Origin of the sequence: Pseudobutyrivibrio sp. MD2005 (assembly GCF_000621865.1) — a bacterium.
In the GTDB taxonomy this organism is placed as follows: domain Bacteria; phylum Bacillota; class Clostridia; order Lachnospirales; family Lachnospiraceae; genus Pseudobutyrivibrio.
In genome coordinates this window covers 1-25,770 of the sequence record NZ_JHXE01000020.1, presented here as the reverse complement: position 1 = coordinate 25,770, position 25,770 = coordinate 1, and the positions used below count along the sequence as shown (strand labels likewise).

Annotated in this window: 24 protein-coding genes and 1 tRNA gene; 21 read left to right on the top strand and 4 right to left on the bottom strand. The window is 38.9% G+C overall.

The features are described from left to right. Positions 1–3: 3 nt before the first annotated feature. From T498_RS0108170 to T498_RS0108155, 4 genes are all read left to right on the top strand, one after another. The gene (locus T498_RS0108170) at positions 4–1,149 is read left to right on the top strand and encodes a substrate-binding domain-containing protein (RefSeq protein WP_028235489.1); all 1,146 of its coding nucleotides are present in this window, start codon (positions 4–6) and stop codon (positions 1,147–1,149) included. Positions 1,150–1,230: 81 nt separating this feature from the next. Beyond that, positions 1,231–2,211: a carbohydrate kinase family protein gene (locus T498_RS0108165; protein ID WP_028235488.1), complete on the top strand. Its 981-nt coding sequence runs from the start codon at positions 1,231–1,233 to the stop codon at positions 2,209–2,211. 5 nt (positions 2,212–2,216) lie between these two features. Then, positions 2,217–3,017 (top strand): Cof-type HAD-IIB family hydrolase, encoded by an 801-nt coding sequence (locus T498_RS0108160; protein ID WP_028235487.1) that lies wholly within the window; start codon positions 2,217–2,219, stop codon positions 3,015–3,017. A 19-nt stretch (positions 3,018–3,036) separates the two neighbouring features. Continuing rightward, on the top strand, positions 3,037–4,269 hold the full coding sequence (locus T498_RS0108155) for an AGE family epimerase/isomerase (RefSeq protein WP_155951041.1): 1,233 nt from the start codon (positions 3,037–3,039) through the stop codon (positions 4,267–4,269). Positions 4,270–5,189: 920 nt separating this feature from the next. Here the strand turns inward: T498_RS0108155 and mscL are convergent. After that, positions 5,190–5,633 (bottom strand): large conductance mechanosensitive channel protein MscL, encoded by a 444-nt coding sequence (mscL, locus tag T498_RS0108150; RefSeq protein ID WP_028235485.1) that lies wholly within the window; start codon positions 5,631–5,633, stop codon positions 5,190–5,192. Positions 5,634–5,799: 166 nt separating this feature from the next. Here mscL and T498_RS0108145 point away from each other — a divergent pair, with 166 nt between their 5' ends. The 14 genes from T498_RS0108145 to T498_RS0108080 all read left to right on the top strand — a co-directional run bounded on the left by T498_RS0108145 (position 5,800) and on the right by T498_RS0108080 (position 20,214). After that, positions 5,800–6,576, top strand: a complete 777-nt coding sequence (locus tag T498_RS0108145; protein ID WP_028235484.1) for a hypothetical protein — start codon at positions 5,800–5,802, stop codon at positions 6,574–6,576. A gap of 25 nt (positions 6,577–6,601) precedes the next feature. Next, positions 6,602–7,954: a zinc ribbon domain-containing protein gene (locus T498_RS0108140; RefSeq protein WP_028235483.1), complete on the top strand. Its 1,353-nt coding sequence runs from the start codon at positions 6,602–6,604 to the stop codon at positions 7,952–7,954. A gap of 115 nt (positions 7,955–8,069) precedes the next feature. Further along, positions 8,070–9,347 (top strand): SseB family protein, encoded by a 1,278-nt coding sequence (locus T498_RS0108135; protein ID WP_028235482.1) that lies wholly within the window; start codon positions 8,070–8,072, stop codon positions 9,345–9,347. After that, entirely contained in the window at positions 9,344–10,180 is an 837-nt protein-coding gene (locus tag T498_RS0108130; RefSeq protein WP_081779726.1) for a glycerophosphodiester phosphodiesterase, read from the top strand. The genes T498_RS0108135 and T498_RS0108130 overlap by 4 nt, the downstream gene beginning before the upstream one ends. A gap of 1 nt (position 10,181) precedes the next feature. Further along, the gene (locus T498_RS0108125) at positions 10,182–11,156 is read left to right on the top strand and encodes an alpha/beta fold hydrolase (protein WP_036978166.1); all 975 of its coding nucleotides are present in this window, start codon (positions 10,182–10,184) and stop codon (positions 11,154–11,156) included. A gap of 9 nt (positions 11,157–11,165) precedes the next feature. Continuing rightward, positions 11,166–12,674, top strand: a complete 1,509-nt coding sequence (clpX, locus tag T498_RS0108120; RefSeq protein ID WP_028235479.1) for an ATP-dependent Clp protease ATP-binding subunit ClpX — start codon at positions 11,166–11,168, stop codon at positions 12,672–12,674. Positions 12,675–12,844: 170 nt separating this feature from the next. After that, complete coding sequence (locus T498_RS0108115) at positions 12,845–13,048, top strand: cold-shock protein (protein ID WP_028235478.1); 204 nt, start codon at positions 12,845–12,847, stop codon at positions 13,046–13,048. 132 nt (positions 13,049–13,180) lie between these two features. Next, positions 13,181–14,389 (top strand): transglutaminase domain-containing protein, encoded by a 1,209-nt coding sequence (locus T498_RS0108110; RefSeq protein WP_028235477.1) that lies wholly within the window; start codon positions 13,181–13,183, stop codon positions 14,387–14,389. A gap of 118 nt (positions 14,390–14,507) precedes the next feature. Next, positions 14,508–15,344: a DegV family protein gene (locus T498_RS0108105; protein ID WP_028235476.1), complete on the top strand. Its 837-nt coding sequence runs from the start codon at positions 14,508–14,510 to the stop codon at positions 15,342–15,344. A gap of 4 nt (positions 15,345–15,348) precedes the next feature. Continuing rightward, positions 15,349–16,560, top strand: coding sequence for a bifunctional folylpolyglutamate synthase/dihydrofolate synthase (locus T498_RS0108100; protein WP_028235475.1), 1,212 nt, complete (start codon positions 15,349–15,351; stop codon positions 16,558–16,560). Then, a complete protein-coding gene (locus T498_RS15315; RefSeq protein ID WP_036978164.1) occupies positions 16,547–17,017 on the top strand; it encodes a J domain-containing protein in 471 nt (156 codons plus the stop codon). The genes T498_RS0108100 and T498_RS15315 overlap by 14 nt, the downstream gene beginning before the upstream one ends. Then, on the top strand, positions 17,001–18,338 hold the full coding sequence (locus T498_RS0108090) for an MATE family efflux transporter (protein WP_197019938.1): 1,338 nt from the start codon (positions 17,001–17,003) through the stop codon (positions 18,336–18,338). Before T498_RS15315 ends, T498_RS0108090 begins: the two co-directional genes overlap by 17 nt. 84 nt (positions 18,339–18,422) lie before the next feature. Continuing rightward, positions 18,423–18,785, top strand: a complete 363-nt coding sequence (locus tag T498_RS0108085) for a hypothetical protein (RefSeq protein ID WP_028235473.1) — start codon at positions 18,423–18,425, stop codon at positions 18,783–18,785. A 745-nt stretch (positions 18,786–19,530) separates the two neighbouring features. Further along, positions 19,531–20,214, top strand: a complete 684-nt coding sequence (locus T498_RS0108080) for a hypothetical protein (protein ID WP_028235472.1) — start codon at positions 19,531–19,533, stop codon at positions 20,212–20,214. 37 nt (positions 20,215–20,251) lie between these two features. Here T498_RS0108080 and T498_RS0108075 read toward each other — a convergent pair whose 3' ends face one another. The 3 genes from T498_RS0108075 to T498_RS0108065 form a co-directional block, all read right to left on the bottom strand. After that, positions 20,252–20,911, bottom strand: a complete 660-nt coding sequence (locus T498_RS0108075) for a methionine ABC transporter permease (protein WP_028235471.1) — start codon at positions 20,909–20,911, stop codon at positions 20,252–20,254. Beyond that, on the bottom strand, positions 20,904–21,923 hold the full coding sequence (locus tag T498_RS0108070; protein WP_028235470.1) for a methionine ABC transporter ATP-binding protein: 1,020 nt from the start codon (positions 21,921–21,923) through the stop codon (positions 20,904–20,906). The genes T498_RS0108075 and T498_RS0108070 overlap by 8 nt, the downstream gene beginning before the upstream one ends. Positions 21,924–22,021: 98 nt before the next feature. Further along, the gene (locus T498_RS0108065; protein ID WP_028235469.1) at positions 22,022–22,888 is read right to left on the bottom strand and encodes a MetQ/NlpA family ABC transporter substrate-binding protein; all 867 of its coding nucleotides are present in this window, start codon (positions 22,886–22,888) and stop codon (positions 22,022–22,024) included. Positions 22,889–23,105: 217 nt separating this feature from the next. On the opposite strand from T498_RS0108065, the gene T498_RS0108060 reads away from it, so the two are divergent. The 3 genes from T498_RS0108060 to T498_RS0108050 all read left to right on the top strand — a co-directional run bounded on the left by T498_RS0108060 (position 23,106) and on the right by T498_RS0108050 (position 25,163). After that, complete coding sequence (locus T498_RS0108060) at positions 23,106–24,335, top strand: transglutaminase domain-containing protein (RefSeq protein WP_028235468.1); 1,230 nt, start codon at positions 23,106–23,108, stop codon at positions 24,333–24,335. Between the two features lie 36 nt (positions 24,336–24,371). After that, positions 24,372–24,908, top strand: a complete 537-nt coding sequence (locus T498_RS0108055) for a hypothetical protein (protein ID WP_028235467.1) — start codon at positions 24,372–24,374, stop codon at positions 24,906–24,908. Positions 24,909–25,090: 182 nt separating this feature from the next. Further along, positions 25,091–25,163, top strand: a tRNA-Gly gene (locus tag T498_RS0108050). The last annotated feature ends 607 nt before the right edge of the window (positions 25,164–25,770 follow it).

Sequence of the window (25,770 nt, the reverse complement as noted above, 5' to 3'; positions counted from 1 at the left end):
AAAATGAAAAAAAGAACGCTTTTGTCAATGGCAATGGTAGCAACAATGATGGCTACTACATTTGCAGGCTGCGGGGGCAGCAGAGAGGGAACTACTGACACAGCGACAACTGACGATCAGACAGCTACAGAGCAGACAACTGATGGTGCTGCTACAACTGCTGATATGCCAGGATTCGAGGAGGGTGCAACAATCGGTGTATCTCTTCCATGGTTAGGAACTCAGAACTGGAAAGAGGCTGAGGAAATGTTTACAGCACAGCTTACAGATGCTGGCTACAATCCAATCGTACAGGCAGCTGACCAGAAGGTAACTCAGCAGCAACAGCAGATTGAGTCAATGATTGAGAACGGTGCTAAGGTTATCGTTGTAGGTCCTGTTGATGGATCACAGCTTGGTTCTGTACTTGAGCAGGCTAAAGAAGCTGGCGTATACGTAATCGGTTATGACCGTCTTCTTGAGAACACATCAGGTGTTGATGGTGTAGTTCAGTTCGGTTCTGTAAAGACTGGTGAACTTCAGGCACAGGCTTTATTACAGGGTCTTGAGGAGCAGAAGGGTGAGGCTCCTTACAACATCGAGCTCTTTGGCGGCGGCCCAGCTGATCCTAACGCTCCTAACTTCTTCAAGGGTGCTATGTCAGTTCTTCAGCCAAAGATTGATGACGGAACACTTGTAGTTGTATCTGGTCAGACAGATTTCACACAGTGCGCTACACAGGATTGGGACAATGCTAAGGCTCAGCAGAGAATGGATTCACTCCTTGCTGGTAACTACTCAGATAAGGATATCGATGGTGTTCTTTGCCCTAACGATGGTATTGCTAGAGCTTGTATCACAGCATGCGAGAACGCAGGTCAGGACATCCCAGTTGTTTCTGGTCTTGATGCTGAGAACGAGTCAGTTGAATGGGTATGGCAGGGACGTCAGTACTCAACAGTTGCAAAGCCAACAGAGGACCTTGTAGCTGAGACAATCGAAATCATCGATTCACTTCAGGCAGGTAACGGAATGCCTTCAACAGACGTAACAACAAACAATGGTGTAATTGATGTACCTATCTATGAGCTTCCACCAGTAGTTGTTACAAAGGACAATGCAAAGGAAGTATTTGCAAACGATCCTTCAAGAATGGAACTATTAAAGTAACTTCTTCTTCATAATCTTTGTTATAATGGGGGCAGTGGCAAAAACACTGCCCTTTATATATATTAAGGAGGAATATTAATTTTGGAAAAAACAATTGATGTTGTAGCTTTAGGCGAGCTCTTAATTGACATGACAAACAATGGAGTTTCAGCACAGGGAAATAGTATGTTTGAGGCTAATCCAGGTGGGGCCCCATGTAATGTACTTGCTATGTTAAAGAGATTTGGACATAGCGTTGGTTTTATTGGTAAGGTTGGAGATGATATGTTTGGCCGCAAGCTCAAGGGAACACTTGAGGAAGTTGGTATCATGACAGACAATCTTAAGATGGATAAGGACGTACACACTACATTAGCATTTGTAGAGACATTCCCAGATGGCGATAGAGATTTTTCTTTCTACAGAAATCCAGGCGCAGATATGATGCTTCGCAAGGATGAAATCGATCCAAAGACAATTGCAAATACAAAGATTTTCCATTTTGGAACACTTTCAATGACTCACGAAATGCCAAGAGAGGCTACTTTATTTGCACTTGAGGAAGCTAAGAAGAATGGAGCTGTTATCACATTTGACCCTAACTTAAGAGAGCCATTATGGAACAGTCTTGATGAAGCAAAAGAGCAGATTCTCAAGGGAATGGAATATTGTGATTACCTTAAGATTTCTGATAATGAGATTCAGTGGCTTACAGGCGAAGAGGACTTTACAGCAGGCGTACACAAGATTCGTGAGAAGTTCAATATTCCTCTTATTACTGTGTCTATGGGCAAAGATGGAAGTCGTGCTTATTACAAGCCAGAGGGCAAGGACGAAGTAATCGTTGAAGTTGCTCCATTCCTTTCAGATGAAACAATCGAGACAACTGGCGCAGGTGACACATTCTGCGGTACTGTTATCCACTATTTGTTACAGTACGGTGTTGATAATTTAGATGAAGCGAAACTTAAAGAAATGTTAACAACAGCTAATGCTGCCGCATCTCTTATTACAAGAGTTAAAGGTGCTCTCAGAGTGATGCCACAGCTTGATGATGTAAAGGCATTAGCATCTACAAGGTGAGGTTGATGAAACGAATCGTATTTTGTGATGTAGATGGTACATTATTAAATAATAAACATAGAATGCTTGATAGTACACGTGAAGCAATCAAGAGTTTGCAGAGCAAGGATATTCCCTTTGTAATTGTGACTGCAAGAGGTCCTTCTGGTGTATATCCAATATTTGAAAGATATAAATTTGTCTGTCCTATCGTTTGTTATAGCGGGGCACTGATGATTGATGGTGATGGACAAATTATCTATTCAAATGGATTTTCGAAGGAAACAGCCAGAGCAATAATTACATTCCTTGAAGCTGAAAATTTTGATTGCACGTGGAATATCTATTCTATGGATTCATGGATTGTGAATAATAGGGCAGATGCACGAGTAGCTTTAGAGGAAAGCATTGTGGAAGCTGAAGCCACCGAGGGCAATGTTGATATGCTTGCCGATGGAGTAGATGTTGGAAAGCTACTGTGCATGTGCAATCCTGACAAAACTGATGAGATAGAAGAAGCTTTGAAAAACAAATTCCCATGTCTTTCAATAGTGCGCTCGTCAGACATACTCATAGAAATTATGAATAAAGGAATTTCTAAAGGAAAGAGTATTGAATTTATTTGTAATAAATGGGATATTAATATTAAAGATGCAGTTGCATTTGGGGATCACTACAATGATTTGGAAATGCTTGAAACTGTGGGAACCCCTTTTTTAATGGAGAATGCACCAGAGGAGCTGAAGGCTCGAATTAAAAACGTAACCTTTAGCAATGAAGCTGATGGAATATATTATGGGTTGAAAAAAATAGGAATCATTGATTAACATGCGAAAGGGGGATGGCATGGGTAAATATGAATTGAATTCCGCAGAAAATAAAGCCTTTGTTAGGGAGATTAGGAATAATCTGCTGTCCTTTGGACACAGATTTCCTTCGCCTGGCGGAGGCTCTTATTATTTGGGGGATGATGGAACACCATGGAAAGATAGGCCTCGTGAGACCTGGATTACAAGCCGAATGTGCCATGTGTACAGTCTTGGAACAATGCTTGGACATGAGGGCAGCGAGGAGCTTGCTGATGCAGCTTTAAAGGGCCTTACTGGTGAGCTGCATGACACTGAACATGGAGGATGGTATGCAGGTGTCACAGCAGATGGAGGCATACTGCCTGGCAAACAATGCTATGCACATGCATTTGTAATCCTTGCGGCATCATCTGCAATGCTTGCTGGTCGCCCAGGCGCCAAAGAATTACTAAAGGATGCACTTCGTATATACGATAAGTTCTTTTGGGATGATGAACTCGGTCTTTCAGTAGACACTTGGGATACAGACTTTAAAGTACTTGATGATTACAGAGGCATCAATGCCAACATGCACACTGTAGAGGCTTTTCTTGCAGCTGCAGATGCTATGGACGACGAAAACTACCGTGTAAGGGCTGGCCGTATCATATCCCATATAGTAGGATGGGCCAGAGATAATGATTGGAGAATTCCAGAGCATTTCACAAGTGACTGGAAGCCAGATTTGGAATGCAACAAGGATCGTCCGGACGACCAATTTAAGCCTTATGGTGCAACACCTGGGCATGGAATTGAATGGTCACGACTTATCACCCAGTGGGCCGTATCCACATACCAAGACCCAGACAACGAAAACGCCAAAGACTACATCAAGATAGCTGAAAAGCTATACAACAGAGCCGTAGAAGATGGCTGGAACGCAGATGGGGCACCTGGAATATGCTACACCACTGATTGGTCTGGCAAGCCTGTTGTGCACGACAGAATGCATTGGACACTTGCTGAAGCCATTAATGCATCAGCTGTTTTATACAATGTTACAGGAAACGTGAAATACAAAAAAGACTACGCTGCCTTTATGCAGTACTTAGATGAGAAGGTTCTCGACCACAAAAATGGTTCATGGTTCCATCAATTAGACGAACACAATAATCTTCTTACAACTGTATGGCCAGGCAAGTCAGATTTGTATCACGCCCTACAGGCTACGATTATCCCATACAATGAACTTGTGGGAGTATCCATAGCAACAGCTCTTCACCAAAAATAACAGAAAGTGAAGAAATTAACTTCTTGCCAAAATATGGATGATTATGCCAAGTAGTTGAGATTAAGACCACATAATGCTACATTTAAGTTGTAATTCACTAATTGTTCACATAATAAGCAACATATCAGTGAGAATGAGAGGTAGTAGTTATGAAAGTATTAATCTTCAAAGTTAAATTATTTAAGACATTATTTGAAAATCACCGAATTAGAAGGCAAATCAAAAAACTAGAACACACAAAGAATCAGTTATAGAAAGCCAGTTTGCAGACCGCAAGCTGGCTTTTATTTTTTGTCCCCATTCACAGTTTTATTGTAGTGGCCTGCCCGCACCCACGGCGTAGCCGGCCTTATGCAGGGGCTTGCGATTTTGCGAATATTGCTGTTTTTCTTATGGACCAAATTTATGCATCGCACATGTGTCTTGTTGCGGAATGAACCATTTTGAAAAATGTTTTTCAGGTGGCGGACACTGAAGTTTTTTATGTACTTCTCAGGCTGAGGGCACTTGGTTTCATATTACGTTTGCTAAGTAACATAACAAAGCAGGTTTTGCATATATAATCACCGTGGCACATTCAACATCGTGTTTTAAGTGACCACTTGCGCTGCCGTCCGTGGCAGCGCATGCTTATATATTGCAAAACCTGCTTTTATGTTACTAAGCGCACTTCAAAATCAACCAAGTTCCCCTCAGTCTAAGAAGTACAAATAATATTATGCTGTGTGTCCGCCACCCAAAAACTTTTTTCAAAATTGTACAGGCCTGCAAAAGACACATGTAAATAAAGATGCATAAATGGTCCATTAGAAAAACGCAATATTCATGCAATGCAAGCCCCTGCATAAGGCCGGCTACGGCGTGGATGCGGGCCTCGTCTGTACGAAAGTAGCTGTGAATGGGGACAGTATTTGGGGCTTTTATAGCTGGGCTGTGCAGTGTGGGCAACGAGTTGCCTTGATGTGGATTTTGCTGAAGCAATATGGGCAGTCTTTTTCGGTAGGAGCTGCAGCTTCGGCTTCTTCCTTGTTGCGCTTTAATAATGCGGCTGCTCTTTCTGAACCTCTGTTTATAGCCTTGATAATTAAGAAGATTACAAGTGCTGTAATGAGGAAGTTGATGATGGCTGTGATGAAATTGCCGTATGTAAGAACAGGGGCTGCTTCGCCTGAGCCAAGCTTAACCTTGAGTTCTGAAAAGTCGGTGCCACCAAAGATTCCTAAGATTGGTGTAAGGATATCTTCGTTGAGTGATGTTACGATGGCTGTGAAAGCGCCACCTACGATAACACCGACTGCCATATCCATTACATTTCCGCGTAAAATAAATTCTTTAAATTCTGCAATAAAACCTTTTTTACTCATATGAACCTCCCATATGTGATTATTATTGATTAACTACCAAAATAATTTTATACATTTAAATATTTCTGCGCAATAGATAAAAATATTGATGTAATTTGTTGCTTTTTTTTCTAAGATTTGCGAAAATATTTAAAGCTATAATAATAAATCAAAGGGAGGATTTAAAATGGCATTTTGTAAGTATTGCGGTTCGCAATTAGAAGATGGACAGACATGTAGCTGTGAGGGAGCACAGGCAGCACAAGCTGCAGCAGCTAATCCACAGCCACAGGCAACAGAAGGGGCACAGGCAGCTCAGCCAGTAAACGTAGCTCCAAATCAGACAGCAGAGGCAGCAAAGGCTGTAGCAACAAATGTTGGTACAGAGCTTGTTGATGTATGCAAGAAATTCTTCACAGCTCCTGTAGAGCTTTTTGAAGAGGTTTACACATCTACATCACAGATAGCAGAGTTTGTTATCTTAGGAATCTTTACAGCATTTTCATTATTATTCATTAGCTTATTAATGGAGTATGCTGATTCACCATTCCTTATTGGTTTGGGAGTAACAGCTGGACTTGTTGCTATTAAGGTAGTATATGCTCTTTTTGCATACTTAACAAAGGATACTGAAGGTACATTTGTTAACGCATTATCATTATTTTCAGTTACAACTATTCCTGGTATTGTTTTTGTATTAGTTATTTTCTTATTTGCAAAGATGGCATTCCCAGTAGGAGAGATTGCAGTTGCTATCATTTGGTTAGTAGTAGATACTATCTATTCATTCCTTGCATTTAAGACAATTATTAAGAACTCTAATACAAAGGCAATCAATGTATTTGTCATTGTTACAGTTGTAATTACATTTATCATTGTAGCAATTGGTTACAACAAGGCTGTAGATTTAGTTACAGAGATGACTCAAAATGCAATCTATGATGCATTTGATTCAATGTGGTAAAAATAATATTAGGGAGAATTGAAGTATGTTTTGTGAGAATTGTGGAGCAAAAATAGATGATGGTGCAGCATTCTGTACAGAATGTGGCGCTAAGCAGTCTGTTCCAGAGGTGGCACCTGGCTTTACACCACAGCCAACAGCTACTAGCACAGCAGCTACAAATGTAGCTCCAGCTGTTCCAGTTAGCGAAAAAATGAAGAAAGTTCCAGTATATGTTTGGATTATTGCAGCTGTAGTAATCGTTGCATTAATTGCTGGAGGTATCTTCCTCAACATTAGAAAGCACACAATCAATATTAATGACTATGTTACAGTTGAATTTGATGGATACGATTCAATGGGTAAAGCTACAGTCGAAATCGATGAACAATTCTGGGTAGACCTCTATGAAAAGACAGATTTCAAGGATAAGAAAAAAGTCGAGAGAGAAGAAGATTTTGAAGGCGACGAAGAGCTTATCGGTTGGTGGATGAGATACGCTGTAGATAGTAAGATTAAATATGAAGTTGACCCAGCTAATAAGCTTAAAAACGGTGATGAAGTTGAGGTTTCATACAAGGTTAAGACAGACGCTATCAAGAAGAAGTATGGTGTCACTATCAAGGCTGAGGACAAGAAGTTCACTGTAGAAGGCCTTAAGAAAGTAAAATCATTTGATCCATTTGAAGGAATCAAGGTAACATATTCTGGTCTCGACGGAAATGGAACAGCTAAGGTAGAAGTAACTGGCAATGATGAAGTATATTCTGCTTACTCATATTCATTAAGCAAGAACTATGACTTATCAACAGGCGATAAGATTACAGTTACATATGCTTCAGGATATAGCGAAAAAGAATTAAAAGAAAATTGTGCTGAAAGATTCGGCAAAGTTCCTTCTGCAACAGAAAAGGAATATACTGTTGAGGGATTAGGACATTATGTAACAGATGTTTCAGAATTAAATGCAAAGAGCCTTGCTGAAGTTATCACATATGCACAGGATGAGATTGAGTATGATTCTGGCTTTGATGGCAATGCTACAGTTAACAGTGCTGATTATCTTGGCGCATATCTCTTCTCTAAAGAAGGTGACGGCAATTATGTATACTTAGTATTTGAAGTAAATGCTGATGTTGAAGATGAAGAGGGTGATTCAGAGTCATTTACATATTACGCAGTTGTTTCAATTACAGACGTATTCATTAATGAAGATAAAGAGTGTGATTACTCTAACTTCTATGGTGTAGATTATCACTCAGCAGAGTATGAATCTGAATCTGGAACAAAATACAACTACTATGGCTATGCTTCATTAGATGATGTTAAGGCAGACATGGATGAAGAAAAAGAATGGTATGAGTCATACGATTATGTAATGAGTACATCAGTTAAATAATGATTAATTAAACCTTTCACACTTTATGTGTGGAAGGTTTTTTTTTACGGGTTTTTCTAGTATAATGATATCTGTGTCGTTAGACATGTAAGTAATATTAGTAGGAGAACATGTTATGGGTTTATTTGACAAAAAGAAAAAAGAACAAGTTGAAGAAAGTAAAGCTGAAGATATCAGATTAGAAGATTCTGATATAACAGATACTATTGATACAAGCAGAAGATTTTCTGTGATAGTAGATGGAATTACAACAATGCTTGACGGAAATGGAAGTATCGTTTCAGGTCAGTTAGCTGGTCATCTTAAGAAGGGCGATACAGTTTATGTATACCAGCCAGGTGCAGAAGCTGTAGCTTGTGAGATTCAGGCTGTAGAAGCTAAAATTGAGGACAAGACATCTATCGTGGATGAGGCAGAAGATACTCATGTATCTTTACAGCTCAATCTTCCTGATGAAGTTTCACTCAAGAAGTATTCTGTTATTTCCAACCTTAAGCCACAGGATAAGGTTGATCCTAGAGTATCAATCGAAAATCCTGCATTGGCTGGAATCATCAATGGGATGGTTGTTTATGGCAAGGATAATGGTTTCCACGGTACATTAGCATATTGGGCAAGCCATGGTCATTTCATTACACCAATCAAGATGGATACAGAGCCAGAAATTAACGAAAAGGGCGTAGCTGTAATTAAGAAGGATACTAAAATCGGTTTTTATATGCTTAAATCACAAATCAAGCTCACTGGAACACCAGAGGGTAAGGATAGCATGGTATTACCTTTGTTTACAGATTGGGATTCTCTTAGAAAGTGGAAGGGAATCAGTAAGGATGGACAGAAGGTTCATACTCAAATTGTATCATTCCAGGATGTATACGCTATGTTAAAGAAGGGTGATGTATATTCAGGTATCGCTATCAACCCATTTAACAAGGTACCATGTACGCTTCCTGTTCCATATCTAGACACTATTACAAATACACCAGGATATCAGAGCGAATTTGGTGAGAATGAGTTTACAAATCATGTCCGTGAGGAGAAAATTCCTGCAGGCAAGAGAATTCTTCTTGGTGTTCCAAAGGAATCCGAAGAGACAACAGGTATTCGTAGTGAGCTTTTAGAGTATGGTAAAGAGCATGATGACATTCTTTCAATCAGCTTCCTTACAAAGGTAGAGGAAGATACAAAGGCAATGCGTCATCTTGTAGTTCTTGAATTTGAGGAAGGATACAAAACAGAAGATATGAAGCCTCATATGGAAGCTATTTATCAGAGGGTTCGTCCACATGCGAAAGAGATTACACAGATTGAATACGCTATTAAGGGACGTATTCAGGCGATTGATGAAGTTGTATCTCAGCATGCATTACAGATGGTGGTATATTCAAAATGAAACAACGATTTTATCGTACCAGGTTGTTGTTAAAACAAATCAGGATTAAGTTTTATAATCTTAAAGGTATCAAGAAAAGAGGTAGCACATCAGTGAAAAGACCTTTAGTATATGCCCATAGAGGCGCAAGTGGATATTTGCCAGAAAATACTATGCCAGCCTTTGAAAAAGCTGTTGAGATGGGAGCTGATGGTATAGAGCTAGATATTCACAAGACAAAAGATGGGCAGCTTGTTGTAATTCATGATGAAAAGATTGATAGAACATCTAATGGTAAGGGTAGTGTTAAGGATTATACCTTAGAAGAGCTTCGCAGATTCAATTACAATGCCACTCATCCGGAGTGCAAGGAAGCTGCTATTCCTACCATGCGAGAAGTTTTTGAGCTGATTAAGCCAACGGATCTTATCATTAATATCGAGCTTAAGACAGGCGTTATCTTCTACGAAGGTATCGAGGAGGATATAGTTGCCATGACAAAGGAATTTGGCATGGAAGACAGAGTAATCTATTCATCCTTTAATCACTATAGTATTATGCGAATAAAGGAGCTGTTTCCAGAAGCCCGCACAGGATTTCTTTACATGGATGGCACTCTTAATATGCCGGAATATGGAAAAGAGCATGGTGTAGAGGCTTTACATCCTGCGCTTTATAATGTGCAGTACCCTAACTATGTTGAGAGATGTCACGAGCTTGGTATCAAGATTAACACCTGGACTGTGAATTCTAAACAAAATTTACATATGGCTTGTGATATGGGATTGGATGGAATTATCACTAATTACCCAGATGTTGCACTTCAAATTGTAAATAGTTATAAATGGGATTAACATGAAGACAATAGAAAATTATTTTATTAAGGAGCAGGATTTTGCCGATTCTATGAAGGGCAAAGTCCTTCCTTTTCTAAATGAGAAAATTAAAGACGGGTACATAACTACAAGAGATGGCCTTAAGCTTCACTACCAAACTCTTATAAATCCAGAGGAAAAAGCTGCAATAGTAATGAGCCATGGCTTTTGTGAGTTCATTAGTAAATACACTGAAACACTGTATTACTTCTATCAGATGGGGTATTCAGTATTCATAGTAGAGCATCGTGGCCATGGCCTTTCAGACAGACAGGTCAAAGGATTGTGCAAAGTGCACGTAGACAGATTTGAGGACTATATAGTAGACTTTAACGAGTTTATTGAAAAAGTGGTTATTCCTGAAAGTATTACTGAGCGTTTGTTCCTTTTTGCTCACTCTATGGGAGGAGCAATCGGAGCTCTTTATTTGGAAAAATACCCAAGAGTGTTTGAAAGGGCTATCTTATCATCCCCAATGATAAAGCTTAAAACTGGTAGAAGACCAAAGCCAGTAGTGAAAATGGTATCAATCCTTACGATACTGCCATTCTTCAGAAAAAAATACATTTTGGGACATCATGATTATGATCATTCCTTTAAGTATCCGAAATGCTCTTGTCTTTCAAAAGCCAGATATACATATCAGTATAACGAGCGAGAAAGGGATGAGCACTATCAGACAAATGGCGCTACATATGGGTGGTCAAAGGAATCAGTTAATGTTTCTAAAAAAATTCTTAAAAAAGCCAGCTTGGTAGAAATTCCTGTTATAATAATGCAAGCGGCAATGGATACGCTGGTTGTTCCAGAGGCACAGAACGAATTTGCAGAGCTTGCAAAAGACTGTAAAGTCATTCGATTTGAGGGAAGTAAGCACGAAATTTTCAATGCTACTGATGATATAATTTTGGAATATTACGCAGAGGTATTCAAGTTTTTTGAAGTTGATAGATAGGAGTTAAGCATGTCAGATCAGGATTTTAGAGAATTTGACCCAGATGAGAAAAATACAGTGGATATTTCAGATGAGGTTATAGAGGAAGTTACAGGACAAGAAATCCACAAAGATACAGAAGAAAAGAAAGAATCAAAGCCAACAGAGTTTTGCTATATCTGTCATAGGCCAGATAATATTACTGGTCCACTTATAAAGTTGGCTCCAGGAATGAGTGTATGTCGAGACTGTATGCAGCACACATTTGATTCAATGGGTAGCTTCGGCCTAGGCGGAGGAGACAATTCAAAGAGTAATGTTGATATGTCTAAAATGCCAAATATAAGTTTTTTAAATCTAGGTAGTCTATTCGGCGAAGGACCAAAGGTTAAAAATGCACATGGCGCAGCAGGCTCAAAGGAAAAAGAAGACAGACCAGCACCAGCAATAGATATAAATAACATCATTCCTCCTCACAAAATCAAAGAGAAGCTTGATGATTATGTCGTTGGTCAGGATTATGCAAAGAAAGTTATGTCTGTAGCAGTTTACAATCATTACAAGAGAGTTGCTACAGGAACTATGGATGATATCGAAATCGAAAAGTCAAATATGCTTATGCTTGGACCTACAGGTTCTGGAAAGACATATTTGGTTCGTACATTAGCAAGACTTCTTGATGTACCTCTTGCAATCACAGATGCTACATCTTTGACTGAAGCAGGTTATATAGGTGATGATATTGAGTCGGTTGTTAGTAAGCTTCTTGCAGCAGCGGGCAATGATGTAGAAAGATGTCAGCAGGGTATCATCTTTATTGATGAGATTGATAAGCTTGCTAAAAAGAAAAATGCAAATCAGCGTGATGTTAGTGGCGAATCAGTACAGCAAGGTATGCTGAAGCTTCTTGAGGGAGCTGATGTGGAGGTGCCAATTGGTGCTTCAAGCAAAAATGCTATGGTTCCAACAACCACAATCAACACTAGAAATATTTTATTTATCTGTGGCGGAGCATTCCCAGCTATGGATGAAATCATTAAGTCTCGCTTAAATAAGCATTCATCTATGGGATTTATGGCTGATCTAAAGGATAAATATGATGATGATAAAAATATTCTTCAGAAGGTTACTGTAGAGGATCTTAGAGAGTTTGGTATGATACCAGAGTTTATCGGCCGTCTTCCTATTGTATTTGCTACAGAGATGCTGGATGAGGATATGTTGGTTCGAATCCTTAAAGAGCCAAAAAATGCTATCATTAAGCAATATCAAAAGCTTTTGGAGCTTGATGAGGTTAAGCTTGAGTTTGATGACGGTGCTTTACATGCAATCGCAAAGAAAGCTCTTGATAAAAAGCTAGGGGCTCGAGGCCTCAGATCAATCATTGAGGAATTCATGCTTGATATTATGTATGAGATTCCTAAGGATGATAATATTGGACAGGTAATTATTACAGAAGATTATATTGAAAAGAAGGGCGGACCGAAGATTCTTGTCAGAACAACTGGAGTCCTTCCTGAAAAAGCAGCTGCAAACTAGAAAAAAGTGTTACGAACCTCCTTTATAGATTAAGTTTTACAGCTATTAAGTAACGAAAACAAAAATTTGTACAAAATATTCGGACATTTTCTTTACTTTGAATAAGTGTTCTGTTAAACTAAATATAGTCAAGGAAGACTTGGCAAGTAATATATTGGAGGTACTTTAGCATGAGCAAAGGTACAGTTAAGTGGTTCAACAATTCAAAGGGCTACGGATTTATCTCAGACGAAGCTGGAAACGATGTATTCGTTCACTTCAGCGGTATCAATTCAGAGGGCTTTAAGACTCTCGAAGAAGGTGCTACAGTTGAGTATGAAGTAACTGATGGGGCAAAGGGACCACAGGCTGTTAACGTAACAGTAGTACGTTAATCAAATTTCATTAATCTATTTTTCGGGATACCTTTGGTTATGTTATGAAAAACAAGCTATAGGCAACACAAAAAAGATTAAGGGGAGAGGCAGCGTAGTTAATACGCTGCCTTATTTTTTTAAGGAGAATATTTGAAAAAGATAATACATTTCCTACTAAATTTAATAGGAACTTTGACAATAATTACCGGTATATTCATTGCAATATGCGTTGTTTTAAGCATTAAAAATGGAAGCTTTAATCCTACGCAGATTATGCGCAGTGCTGGGCTGAATGGATTGGCAAATTGGTATGGCGAAAATTCATCGGGCAATTCCATGTTGCAGGATGCTGTCATGGTAGAAAGCGTTTCTTACGATAGATATGCATATCAGCAGCTCACGGAGGAAGAGCAGACAGCTTATGATCAGATATATTCCTGTATAGAGAATTATTCAGATAGAATTACTCTATCTACTAAGGATAAAGACGTGCTTGCCAATGCTTATGAGGCGGTTTTAGCTGATTATGGTGGATTATTCTGGATAAATGGATATCAGTACAACACATACACCAGCAATAATAATGTAGTTGGTCTTGAGTTTGAGCCTAAATATACAATGTCAGAGGATCAGAGGGATATCTACCAGGCTACAGTAGATTCTGTGGCTGCAGAATGGCTTTCGGGCATCAGTCCCTCGGCCAGCGATTTTGATAAAGCACTTTATGTTTTCGAGACTCTTATAGAAAAGGTAGACTACGATACCAATAGTCTTGAAAATCAAAATATTCTCAGTGTCTTTTTATATCAGTCTACTGTTTGTCAGGGTTATGCAGATGCAGCGTGGTATTTACTTGATAAGCTTGGAATATCAAGCACAATTATTACAGGTACAGCTAATAATGAGAGTCATGCATGGAATTTGGTGCATCTTGATGGCGCATATTATTATATGGATGTCACATGGGGCAATAGCAAATATTTAGATAGCAACAACGATACCACCAAGCGTGTGAATTATGCATATCTTGCTATGACTACAGAGGAAATCAGTCAAAATCACGTGATTACAAGCACCTTTGAAGTGCCTGAGTGCTTATCAAATGCAGATGATTACTTTGTGCATAACGGGCTGTATTACGATTGGTACGGTGTGGATTCTATTGGTGCAAAGCTGGGAGAATCCTATGCGGCAGGGGATGCGGAAATATCTCTTAAATTTAGTAATTCTGATTTATATAATAGAGTTTTGGATTATTTCTTCGGAGAGAAGCATATATCAGATTACTGCGATGGGCTTACATCTGTATATTATCTTTTAGATGAAAATGCAAATGTAATCACTGTAAAATGGAATTAGCACGCATGTGGTTATTAAAACTACATGTTGAAATAATAAAGACTATTTACGTGGCAATGCTTGAATGATATAATACATATGAAATTAATCCCAACGTGGATGGAGGAATGAGGAAATTATGTATAAAATCATTATAGATAGCTGCGGAGAGCTTACAGAGGATATGAAGAAGGATGGTCATTTTGCTAGTGTACCATTGATTCTTGAAATAGATGGTAAGCAGATTTATGATGATGAGACATTTGATCAGGCTAGCTTTATTAAAGCTGTTGCTGAAAGTCCAAATGCTCCTAAGTCTGCATGCCCATCTCCTGATGCATACATCAAAGAGATGGAATGTGATGCAGAAAATATTTATATTGTCACATTATCTGCAGAGCTTTCTGGCTCATATAATAGTGCTTGTCTTGCAAAGAATATCTTTGAAGAAGACAATGAATCAAAAAATGTTTACGTATTTAATTCAAGATCTGCCTCAATCGGCGAGACACTTATTGGATTAAAGATAGCTGAATGCGAGAATGCTGGCATGTCATTTGAGCAGGTTGTGGAAGCAGTTGAATCATACATTGAGCAGCAGCACACATTCTTTGTTCTCGAGACACTTGAGACATTCAGAAAGTCTGGTAGATTATCAGGCTTAAAGGCTGCAATTGCTGAGACACTTAATATTAAGCCTGTCATGGGTTCTACAGATACTGGATATATCCAGCAGCTTGCTAAGGGCCGTGGCATGACACATGCAATTGATAAAATGACAAAGTGTGTAATGGAAGTTACTACAAATTGCGAGGAAAAGGTTCTTGCTATTTCTCATTGTAATTGTCCAGAGCGTGCTCTATCATTAAAGAAAAAAATGGAGTCGTTAGCCAAATTTAAGGAAATCTTCATTGTAGACATGAGAGGTGTCAGCACCATGTACGCAAATGATGGTGGAGTTATTTTGGTAGTCTAAAAGAATGACATACGAAGAAGTAGTAAATACAATAGACAATAAACATAGATTTGGTAAAGCATGTGGAAGAGATGTCACCCGGGAGCTCTTAGAAGTTTTAGAGCATCCAGAAATGGGAATGCGCATTATCCACATAGCTGGAACCAATGGAAAAGGTTCAGTAGCAGCTTTTGTGAGTAGCATCTTACAGGCTGCTTCTTTTGCGTCTTTTGAACCTTTTAAAGTGGGGCTTTTCACATCTCCACATTTAATAGAATATACAGAGCGCATTCGGATTGACGGTGTTCAGATACCAAAAGATGATGTCGCAAGGCTTGGAGAATACTTATTGTCGCTAAAGCTTGAATTAGAGCCTACGATGTTTGATTATTGGCTGGCCATGGCACTTTTGTATTTCAAAGAACAGGGCGTTAAATATATTGTCTTGGAGACAGGCCTTGGTGGTGCAAAGGATTCTACCAATGGATTACTGCGGAAGCCAGAGGTTTGCGCAATAACATCGATCGGTCTCGAACATACTCAGTATTTAGGAGATACCATTGAAAAGATTGCGGCTGAGAAGGCTGGAATAATAAAATCCGGAGTACCTGTTGTAATAGGTCAGATGGATGAAGGTGCAACTAATGTCATTATTAACCGTTGTAAAGAACTTAATAGTCACTATGTTATTTCTGGGGAGGTTTCTGCAGATAAAATAATAGGATTATTTGGAAAATATCAGAGAAAAAACGCACAAGTTGCAGTGGATATAATAAAGTGTCTAGATATAGGTGTTAATAATCAGACCATTGATGAAGGACTTGCAAAAGCTGTATGGCCAGGAAGGATGCAAATCATTTCTTATGATCCATTTATCATGGTAGATGGAGCTCATAATCCATCTGGAGTGGAGGCTTTATACGATAGCTTAGCTATGGAATTTCCAAAGGAGAAATTTTCATTTATAATGGCTGTAATGGCAGACAAGGATTACCTTGATATGATTAAGGTTATTACGCCTATTGCAAGAAGGTTTTATACGGTTACAGTGGATTCTAATAGAGCGTTGCAGGCAAAGGAGCTTGCAATGGCAATTAATAACACAGGGGTGGAATCTACATCATGTAATTCATATGATGAAGCGTTAGAATTGGCTTTGAAGCAGGAGAACAGGATTGTAGTATTTGGTTCATTGTATTTTATAGGAGAAGTACTGGGGAGTTATGATAAGAACTAGACAGGAAGCCTTGATGGCACTTGGATTAGGAATTACAGCAAGCGAAGCACAGATTAAGCTTGCTTATAAGGATTTGGTAAAGAAATGTCACCCTGATGTTACAGGTGATATGGATACAACTGCCTATAATCGTATTGTGGAAGCATATAATTTTTTGATTAAGGACAATGCTGGAAAGGTTCTTACCCATAGTAAAGTATTAGGAAAGACTACTAAACGTACGACAGCAAGCAATGCAGATTATACTGCTTTTCAGAAAAAAGCTGAAAAGCAAAAGCAGAAAAGAAAAGAAGCTTTTGAACAAAAGCAGAAGGAATTTACAGCTCAATATGAAAAGCAGGAAGCTGATTATAAACGAGCTATGGAGGCTATTGATGCTATAAGAGTTGCTAGAGCAATCCAATCAATGGTCTGGGCAAATGGAATGGAAAAAGATAATAATGAGGATGAAAGTTAATTCTAAATATAATAACGTGTTTTGGACTGTGGTTACAGTGGCTGTGCCTACAATGCTAGAGCAAATCCTATCTGTTTTGATGCAGTATGTAGATACTGCGATGGTAGGTAGACTTGGGGCAGACGCAACAGCGGCAGTATCCACATCCACTACAATCACCTGGCTTATAGGAAGCATGCCATATGCTTTTGGTGTGGCGGCAATGACACTTATTGCACAGGCTATTGGTGCAGGAGAAGAGCACCAGATTAAGCAAGTGGCTAAACAATGTTTATTGTTTGCATTAGGCGTAGGTGCAGTTATAGAGGTTATATGCTTTGCGGTAGCACCGTTTGTAGCTACATGGATGGGTGCTGAAGAAGCAATCAGACCTGCGGCTACCAGATATTTCTTCTGGATTTCAGTACCGGTTATCCTAAAGAGTGTACATTATATTTTGTCATCAGCGATAAGAGCTACAAAAGATACAACAACTCCTATGATAATTAGTATTGTTATCAATGCTGTAAACTTATGTCTAGATTATATTTTTATCTACATGCTTGGAATGGGTGTTGATGGAGCAGCCTATGCTACTTGTATCTCGGCTGCGTTAGGAGGAATACTTACTCTTATTGTATTCTTTAGCAATCCTTATCTTAGGTTTAAAGATAGCATATTCAAAACCGATAAGAGCATTACTAAAAAGATGTGGAATCTATCATTGCCTGTACTTCTTATCAATGTGGCCTCTACATCTGGATATGTTGTTTTTGCAAGTTTGGTCTCTCACATGGGCACTATAATTTTTGCTGCCCATAGCATAGCTGTAGGGGCAGAGGAATTGTTTTATATTGGTGGCTACGGTTTTAAATCAGCTGCTAATACTATGGTAGGTATTTCCTATGGAGAGCAGAATCACGATAAATATCATGCTGTCTGCGTAAGCAGTATTGTGTGTACACTGCTTGCAATGACATTTAGTGGCATATTATTATTTGTTTTTGCAGAACCACTTATGGGATTTTTTACCTCGGATGAGAGCGTTATAGCTTTAGGTGCTATGGTTTTAAAGATGGTAGCTTTTTCTGAGCCATTCTTTGGTATGTACATTATTTCAGAGGGAATCTATTATGGTCTTGGAAAGACAAAATATCCATTTGTTATTGAGTTTGGAGGAATGTGGCTTGTAAGAATTCTGGCTACTTATATCGGTATTCGTGTTTTCAACCAGGGGCTCATATATGTATGGTGCTGCATGATTGCAGATAATGTTTTAAAAGCAATATTATTAACAATACCACTTCCTATGTTATGGAAGAAAAGTTATAAATTAGAATAATAATTTAATAATATATTGACATATAACGCAAAGCGTGATAAAGTTTCATTGTTTTATGGTCTCAGTTATTATAAGAGGTGAAAAATGGAACTTACAACACTTAATAAAGAATACAGATTATTACGTGAAGAAAGTGAAGAAAAATTCGTAAAGATGACTTTAATAGAACCAAATATTAATTTGGTCGAGGAATATTGGATTACATCAGATCATACATTAGGAAATGCGCATAGCTACTTTACATCTTATGAGATGGGAATTGAGTACGCACTTGATAGAGTTGATTATAGAATGACATTAAATGCAGAAGGCCAAAAGCCATTTATTATTCTTGTAAATGGTAAGGCTATTAATACATATGGTCAGCTTGAAGCTTTCCTCAATGGCGATTTTCAGATAAAAGAAGCTGATATTGCAGAGGGAAACGTAAAGAAGTTATATTCGTAATTAAGAAATATTGTCCCAGTGGTTAGAATTAGTCTAGCCACTGGGATTTTTGTTACCATTCACAGTTGACATTCATTTATGACGCCCTCACCCCTGCTGTGGCCTCCAGTATACATATGGCGTGATTTTGCGAATATTGCTGTTTTTCTTATGGGCCAAATTTATGCATTGTACATGTGTCTTGTTGCGGAATGAACCATTTTGAAAAATGTTTTTTAGGTGGCGGACACTTAAGTTTTATATGTACTTCTCAAACTGAGGGGACTTGGTTTCATATTCCGCTTGCTAAGTAACATGACAAAGCAGGTTTTGCATATATAATCACCGTGGCACATTCAACATCGTGTTTTAAGTGACCACTTGCGCTGCCGTCCATGGCAGCGCATGCTTATATATTGCAAAACCTGCTTTTATGTTACTAGGCTCGCTCCAAAATCAACCAAGTTCCCCTCAGTCTGAGAAGTACACTTTATATTATGTTTTGTGTCCGCCATCTAAAAACCTTTTTCAAAATTGTACAGGCCTGCAAAAGACACATGTAAATAAAGATGCATAAATGGCCCATTAGAAAAACGCAATATTCTTGCAATGCGCCATGTGTATACTGGAGGCCACAGCCTTTGTTGAGGGCGTACCTACAAAACAGACTGTGAATGGTAACGGATTTTTTCTTTATAGGAAATGAATATTGCCTTAAATTTAGTATAATAGAAAAAGAATAGTTGGATATATGGGGGCGATAATTGTGGCTGGTTTAAAGGGGCAGTACATACAGATAGTTAATGAGCAGGGAAGAGTAATTGGTAATGGATCAAATCAAGAGTGGTTTTCAGATAAGCCATGGTGCAATGTGAAAGGGCAAGGGTGCGGTATAATTGCTGCATTGGATGCTTGTTATCATATTTCAGGTAATAATAGGGTTGATAAGGATGAATATGGGAAACGTATTGAGAGTTTTTTGAAATGCAATCCTTTATCTAAGCTTTATATGCATCAGTTCTTTGGAAAATATGCGTTAGGGTTAACCCCATGGCAGATTTGCAGATACATTAACCAGTGCCTAAAGGGGAGCTATAAGGCTTGCTACAATGGGCGATATGGACATGATGATATGCTGGAAAAAATGGAAGAGATGTTAGATAACGATATACCTGTCATTTGGTCTTTGTATCGGATGGGAAAGAAGATAACATTATATTCCTATAAATCAGTTACTAGGGAATACATTCCTGTTACATACACTAATAGTCATTACGTAAATGCGATAGCTGTTATTCATGATGCGAGTGATGTGCATAAGACCATGGTGAAAATATCATCCTGGGGAAAACTATATTATATAGATTATGATGAATACCTGGAATATGTAAAGGGCTCACTTATTAGTAGCGTCTGTTCAAATATCATACTTATAAAAAAGAAGCTGTAATTGATAAGCAAAGGACTTATCAATTACAGCTTTTATATTACTTACGTTTGTCTAGATTGTTTGCAATTTTCATACCAATGTTTTGTATGATTTGGAATAAAATAATCAACAAAATAACTGTGACAATCATAATATCAGTCTGCCATCTGTAGTATCCATAGCGAACAGCAATATCACCTAATCCACCACCACCTACAGTACCTGACATTGCAGAGTACCCTAGAATGTTACCTGTTGTGATAGTAGCGCCCACAATAAGAGATGTACGGGCTTCTACAAGCATAACCTTAAATACGATATCCCAGTTGCTTGCTCCCATAGATTTGGCTGCTTCAATAACACCAGGATCAACTTCGTTAAGTGAAGATTCTACCATTCTGGCAATGTATGGTGCTGCACAGAAAACTAGTGGAACGATAGTAGCGGTAGAACCGTAACTTTTGCCAACAACAAGTCGAGTAAATGGTATTAACAATATAAGTAGAATTAAGAATGGTATTGATCTGACAATATTGCAGATTACATCTAAAATACCATAGATTATTTTGTTAGGTGTCAAACCGTCTGAACTAGTGATTTTAAGGCATATACCAAGAGGCAATCCGAAAATATAAGCAGCTATTGTAGAGCCTAAAGTCATGTAAAGGGTATCCCTGATACCTTCTAAAATCATATTAATAACTTGTTCATCAAACATCGCCTGTTACCTCCTCGATTTCTAGACCGCGCTCCTTGAGAAAAGTGATAATGTTTTCTTGTAAGTTTGTGTCTTCAGGAAGACCTAGGATCATTTCACCCTTTGCAACGCCGCCAACATTTTTGGTGTCAGCGCGAAGAATATTGACCGCTGTCTGGAATTTTAAAACCATATTTGCAATTACAGGCTCATATGATGAATTCTCAGAGAAAACAATACGAATTTTGCGTTCGCCATTGAGTGTTTCAACAATACCGCCATTATTGGTAGAGTCGCCGCGCAAGATTAATTCTCTAGCAGCTGAAGATTTTGGATGATTAAACACATCTTCAACTAAACCATGTTCAACTACCTGACCTTTTTCAATGATGGCAACCTTGTTGCAAATCTCAGATACTACTGACATCTGATGTGTGATAACAACGATTGTAATGCCAAATTTTTGATTGATATCTTTTAGAAGCTCTAAGATAGAAGCGGTAGTCTGTGGGTCTAAGGCAGAAGTAGCTTCGTCACATAGAAGGATTCTAGGATTGCTAGCTAGTGCTCTTGCGATGGCAACACGCTGACGCTGACCACCTGATAATTGAGCTGGATAAGCTTTTGCTTTGTCTGAAAGCCCAACGACTTCTAGTAGTTCTTTTGCACGTGCTCTTGCTTCGCTTTTTGAGACCTTTTGTAGGCGTAATGGGAAGCAGATATTATCTAAAACATTTTTCTGCATAAGCAGGTTGAAGTTCTGGAAAATCATAGCAATATCGCTACGTTCAGCTCTAAGCTCCTGTTCGCTTAAGGAACCAAGATTTTTATTGCCAATCCAAACTTCTCCGCTGGTAGGCTTTTCAAGGAAATTAAAACATCTGACAAGAGTACTTTTACCTGCTCCAGACATACCTATGATACCGTAAATATCACCCGTCTCGATAGTGAGATTGATATCCTTTAGGGCATGAACTTTTTCAGAACTCTGATCGAATGTTTTTGAAAGATTCTTTACAACAATTTCGTTCATATTTTACTCCACATAATCGTTTAAATGAAATGAGTGCAGCCTTGCTAGCTACACTCATTAAGATTACTATTTGTTTAATTCTCGGTCAAGTGTGTGACTTATTTATCGTAGAAAACTACAGCACCATCATATGTGTCTTCGATATATTTTTTGATTTCATCTGACTTAAGAACAGAAACAAGAGCCTGAATCTTAGGGTCATTTTCGTTTCCTTCTTTAACAGCGATGATGTTAACGTAAGTCTCAGCTGCAACAGAATCAGTAGATTCATATGCAACAGAATCCTTAGCTACTGAATAACCAGCTTCAAGAGCGTAGTTACCATTTAATACAACGAATGCAACTTCGTTTACAACTCTTGCAACCTGTGCAGCCTCAAGCTCCTGGAACTCAAGATTAAGAGGGTTATCAGTAATATCATTTACAGTAGCCTCTAAGCCAACGCCATCCTTTAATGTAAGGAGGCCATTGTCCTGAAGAAGAAGAAGTGCTCTTGCTTCGTTTGTTGTGTCATTTGGGATAGCGATAACATCGCCGTCAGCTAAATTATCGAGGGATGACTTTGTGCCAGGGTAAATACCGAATGGCTCATAATGGATGTCGCCTGCATCTACAAGGTGGGTGCCGTGCTCCTCGTTAAAACTATCAAGATAAGGAACGTGCTGGAAGTAATTTGCATCAAAATCGCCAGATTCTACAACTTCATTTGGCTGTACATAGTCATCAAAAATCTGAATCTGTAAATCATATCCCTGTTCAGCAAGGGCTGACTTTGCCTGCTCAAGAATCTCGGCATGTGGTGTAGCTGATGCTGCGACTTTGATTACCTCAAGATCTCCTGATGCCCCTGAGCCATTATCAGCCTTATCTGAGTTTGCTGAGCTACCGCATCCAACTAATGCACCTGCAGTTACTATAGAAGCTAGTGATAAGCTTAAAAGCTTTGTTAAATTGTTCTTTTTCATATGTCTCCTCCTGTGCTTTATCTTTATTAATTGAGACTTTATCACACATATAATGCTAATTCAATGGTTCTAATTATACCTAGATTTTATTACCCGCTATCAATAAAATTGATAACTAAAAAACGAACTTCGATGCTGTAAATCCTAACATGCACTAATGCTTTGTTTTTCTTATAAAAAAGGATATAATTTAGAGACGGAGAAAAGGGATATAAATATGAAAAGGAAGATAATAATACTACTATTAGCTGTAGGCCTAATCTCAGGGCTCTGTGCAGGTGGTCTATACTATTATAATGAGAAAACTGATTTGGTATATTCGGAAGTTTATATCGAGGCAGGTAGTGCTGAATGTTCAGTGCAGGATTTTTTGAAGAAGGAAGAAAAGACTGCTTCTTTTACAAAAGACTCAACCTATGATTTGAACAAGGTGGGGGATTATCCGCTTAAAATCACTTGCAAGGTTCCGGTTTTCGGCGAAAAGACTTTTAAAACAACGTTGCATGTGCAGGATACAGTGGCTCCAGAGTTTTCTCTTACAGAAGATTCTATTGAAATGTACACCACAGCAGAGGCTCCTACAGCAGCAGATTTGGTTGAATCAGTTAACGATGTCTCAAATTGTGTGATAGATTTCAAGGATGAATACGATTTTTCAAAAAAAGGAAGCTTTGACATCACAGTAGTGGTCACTGATGAAGCTGGAAATTCATCAGAGGCGTCTATTCCTTGTGAAGTGGTAGAGGATGTTACACCTCCAGAAATCGCAGGTGTTGAGCCTTTGCAATTTGCTCAGGGTGATGCTATTTCCTACAAGAAGAATATTGTGGTGACAGATGATCAGGATGATAATCCTACACTTGAGGTAGACACATCTGAAGTAAATTCAGATAAAAGAGGTGTATATCCTGTTAAATATATAGCCACAGATTCTGCGGGTAACGTAACAGAAAAGTCCACCACAATCAAAATAGTATCTGCCAAGATAAGCGCGGCCACAGAAGAGACAGTCAATGCCATGGCTGATGAAATCCTTGCAGAAATCATTAAGGACGACATGTCGCAGTTGGAACAGGCTAGGGCGGTTTACAACTGGGTGGTAGATAATATTACATATTCGGAAAGTGCTGGTATTGATGATTTGTATTCGGCAGCCTATAAAGGTATGTACAATCGCATAGGTGATTGCACAGTTAAGCAGAAGACAGCAGAAGTAATGCTTAATCGTCTAGGCATTAAAAATATGGAGATTGAAAAGATTAGGGATACCAGAGGTCATTACTGGTTGCTCATTGATGTTGGAGAGGGCTGGTATCATTACGATCCAAACCTACAGCTAGATGGCACTAGAATCTTTTATTGGCATGATGCCGACTTGTGGGCATATTCAAATAGTCACAAGAATACCCATAACTATGACCCTAGCAAGTATCCACCTATTCAGTAAAATGCTAGTTATTATATAGAAAAGAGAGGATAAAAAATGAAAAAAAGAATTATAGCATTAGGAATGATTATGGCTATGTCATTTGCAGTTGTTGCATGTGGCAGCTCAGACGACACAAAGGTAATTGAATCAACAGATACTTCAAATGCAAGTGGCGAGAGCGAGGCTGCTGGAGCAGGATATGTATTCAATTATGATGGAATGGATATTGCGGTTGATTCAGATGTGGCACCTGTTATTGAAAAGTTGGGTGAACCACAGGAATATTTCGAGTCTCCAAGCTGTGCAGCCGAAGGTATTGGTAAGCTTTACACATACAGTGATTTTGAGATTCAGACATATCCAGATGGTGATGTAGATAGAGTACTTTATGTATTGTTTAAGACAGATAATGTAGCTACAGCCGAAGGCATCGATCTTTCTAGCTCAAGAGAAGACATAGTAGAAGCATACGGCCAGGCTACAGAAGAAGGCACTAGCTCGATGAAGTATGAAAAGGACGGCATGACTCTAGTATTCTTATTTGATGGAGAAAGCCTTATTTCTATCGAATATGACAGCTCATTGAACTAAAAAGTTTTCAGAATATTAAAGGGATTTTTTTGAGTCTTACAACTTAAAAAAATCCCTTGACTTATGAGCTGAGTTCATATAGAATAACCATTGTCGTCAGGAAATGACGATTTGAAATTGATATATAGCTGTTAAAGCGAGTTGCCGTTTTTTCTTCGCGGAGCTCGAAAAGCCAGCAAATTGCGCGAGTGGCTCAGTTGGTGGAGCGCCACCTTGCCAAGGTGGAGGTCGCGGGTTCGAGTCCCGTCTCGCGCTCTTTTAATGCAAAAAATGAGGTCATCCATTTGGATGGCCTCATTTTTGCATTAAAGAGCACTTCAATCGAGACGGGACGACCTATCACGATTTATCGAGCTTGCGATGAGAAATCGTGATGTTTCCTTAATCCCGTCGAGCGCGTAGCCCATACGGGCCTCGAAGGTTCGAGGTCTCGCCTGCCGGCTCGGTCGGTGCTTCTGCTCCGCAGAGGTGTCCACCGGACACCCGCACCCCGTCTCGCGCAGATTGGATCTAAAGTGTAATTAATTTTGGATGTTTCCTTAATCCCGGCGAGCGCGTAGCCCATACGGGCCTCGAAGGTTCGAGGTCTCGCCTGCCGGCTCGGTCGGTGCTTCTGCTCCGCAGAGGTGTCCACTGGACACCCGCACCCCGTCTCGCACAGTTTGCATCAAAGAGCTCTAAATTAAATTCTTTCATCAAGTCGTCAAAAGCCATATTTCTATAGTCTTTTTTCTAATTTGGCTAATCAGAAGAATAAACAAGAATTAGATTAGCCAAGTCAGAGGAAAAGTGGCTAATCAAAATAATAAATGAGAAATAGATTAGTCAAGTCAGAGGAAAAGTGGCTAATCAGAAGAATAAA

Bases quoted from the DNA above. Each gene is read 5' to 3' on its own strand.
- T498_RS0108170 (WP_028235489.1), top strand. From the start codon at position 4: ATGAAAAAAAGAACGCTTTTGTCAATGGCAATGGTAGCAACAATGATG.
- T498_RS0108160 (WP_028235487.1), top strand. From the start codon at position 2,217: ATGAAACGAATCGTATTTTGTGATGTAGATGGTACATTATTAAATAAT.
- T498_RS0108155 (WP_155951041.1), top strand. From the start codon at position 3,037: ATGGGTAAATATGAATTGAATTCCGCAGAAAATAAAGCCTTTGTTAGG.
- mscL (WP_028235485.1), bottom strand. From the start codon at position 5,633: ATGAGTAAAAAAGGTTTTATTGCAGAATTTAAAGAATTTATTTTACGC.
- T498_RS0108145 (WP_028235484.1), top strand. From the start codon at position 5,800: ATGGCATTTTGTAAGTATTGCGGTTCGCAATTAGAAGATGGACAGACA.
- T498_RS0108140 (WP_028235483.1), top strand. From the start codon at position 6,602: ATGTTTTGTGAGAATTGTGGAGCAAAAATAGATGATGGTGCAGCATTC.
- T498_RS0108135 (WP_028235482.1), top strand. From the start codon at position 8,070: ATGGGTTTATTTGACAAAAAGAAAAAAGAACAAGTTGAAGAAAGTAAA.
- T498_RS0108130 (WP_081779726.1), top strand. From the start codon at position 9,344: ATGAAACAACGATTTTATCGTACCAGGTTGTTGTTAAAACAAATCAGG.
- T498_RS0108125 (WP_036978166.1), top strand. From the start codon at position 10,182: ATGAAGACAATAGAAAATTATTTTATTAAGGAGCAGGATTTTGCCGAT.
- clpX (WP_028235479.1), top strand. From the start codon at position 11,166: ATGTCAGATCAGGATTTTAGAGAATTTGACCCAGATGAGAAAAATACA.
- T498_RS0108115 (WP_028235478.1), top strand. From the start codon at position 12,845: ATGAGCAAAGGTACAGTTAAGTGGTTCAACAATTCAAAGGGCTACGGA.
- T498_RS0108105 (WP_028235476.1), top strand. From the start codon at position 14,508: ATGTATAAAATCATTATAGATAGCTGCGGAGAGCTTACAGAGGATATG.
- T498_RS0108100 (WP_028235475.1), top strand. From the start codon at position 15,349: ATGACATACGAAGAAGTAGTAAATACAATAGACAATAAACATAGATTT.
- T498_RS15315 (WP_036978164.1), top strand. From the start codon at position 16,547: ATGATAAGAACTAGACAGGAAGCCTTGATGGCACTTGGATTAGGAATT.
- T498_RS0108090 (WP_197019938.1), top strand. From the start codon at position 17,001: ATGAGGATGAAAGTTAATTCTAAATATAATAACGTGTTTTGGACTGTG.
- T498_RS0108085 (WP_028235473.1), top strand. From the start codon at position 18,423: ATGGAACTTACAACACTTAATAAAGAATACAGATTATTACGTGAAGAA.
- T498_RS0108075 (WP_028235471.1), bottom strand. From the start codon at position 20,911: ATGTTTGATGAACAAGTTATTAATATGATTTTAGAAGGTATCAGGGAT.
- T498_RS0108070 (WP_028235470.1), bottom strand. From the start codon at position 21,923: ATGAACGAAATTGTTGTAAAGAATCTTTCAAAAACATTCGATCAGAGT.
- T498_RS0108065 (WP_028235469.1), bottom strand. From the start codon at position 22,888: ATGAAAAAGAACAATTTAACAAAGCTTTTAAGCTTATCACTAGCTTCT.
- T498_RS0108060 (WP_028235468.1), top strand. From the start codon at position 23,106: ATGAAAAGGAAGATAATAATACTACTATTAGCTGTAGGCCTAATCTCA.
- T498_RS0108055 (WP_028235467.1), top strand. From the start codon at position 24,372: ATGAAAAAAAGAATTATAGCATTAGGAATGATTATGGCTATGTCATTT.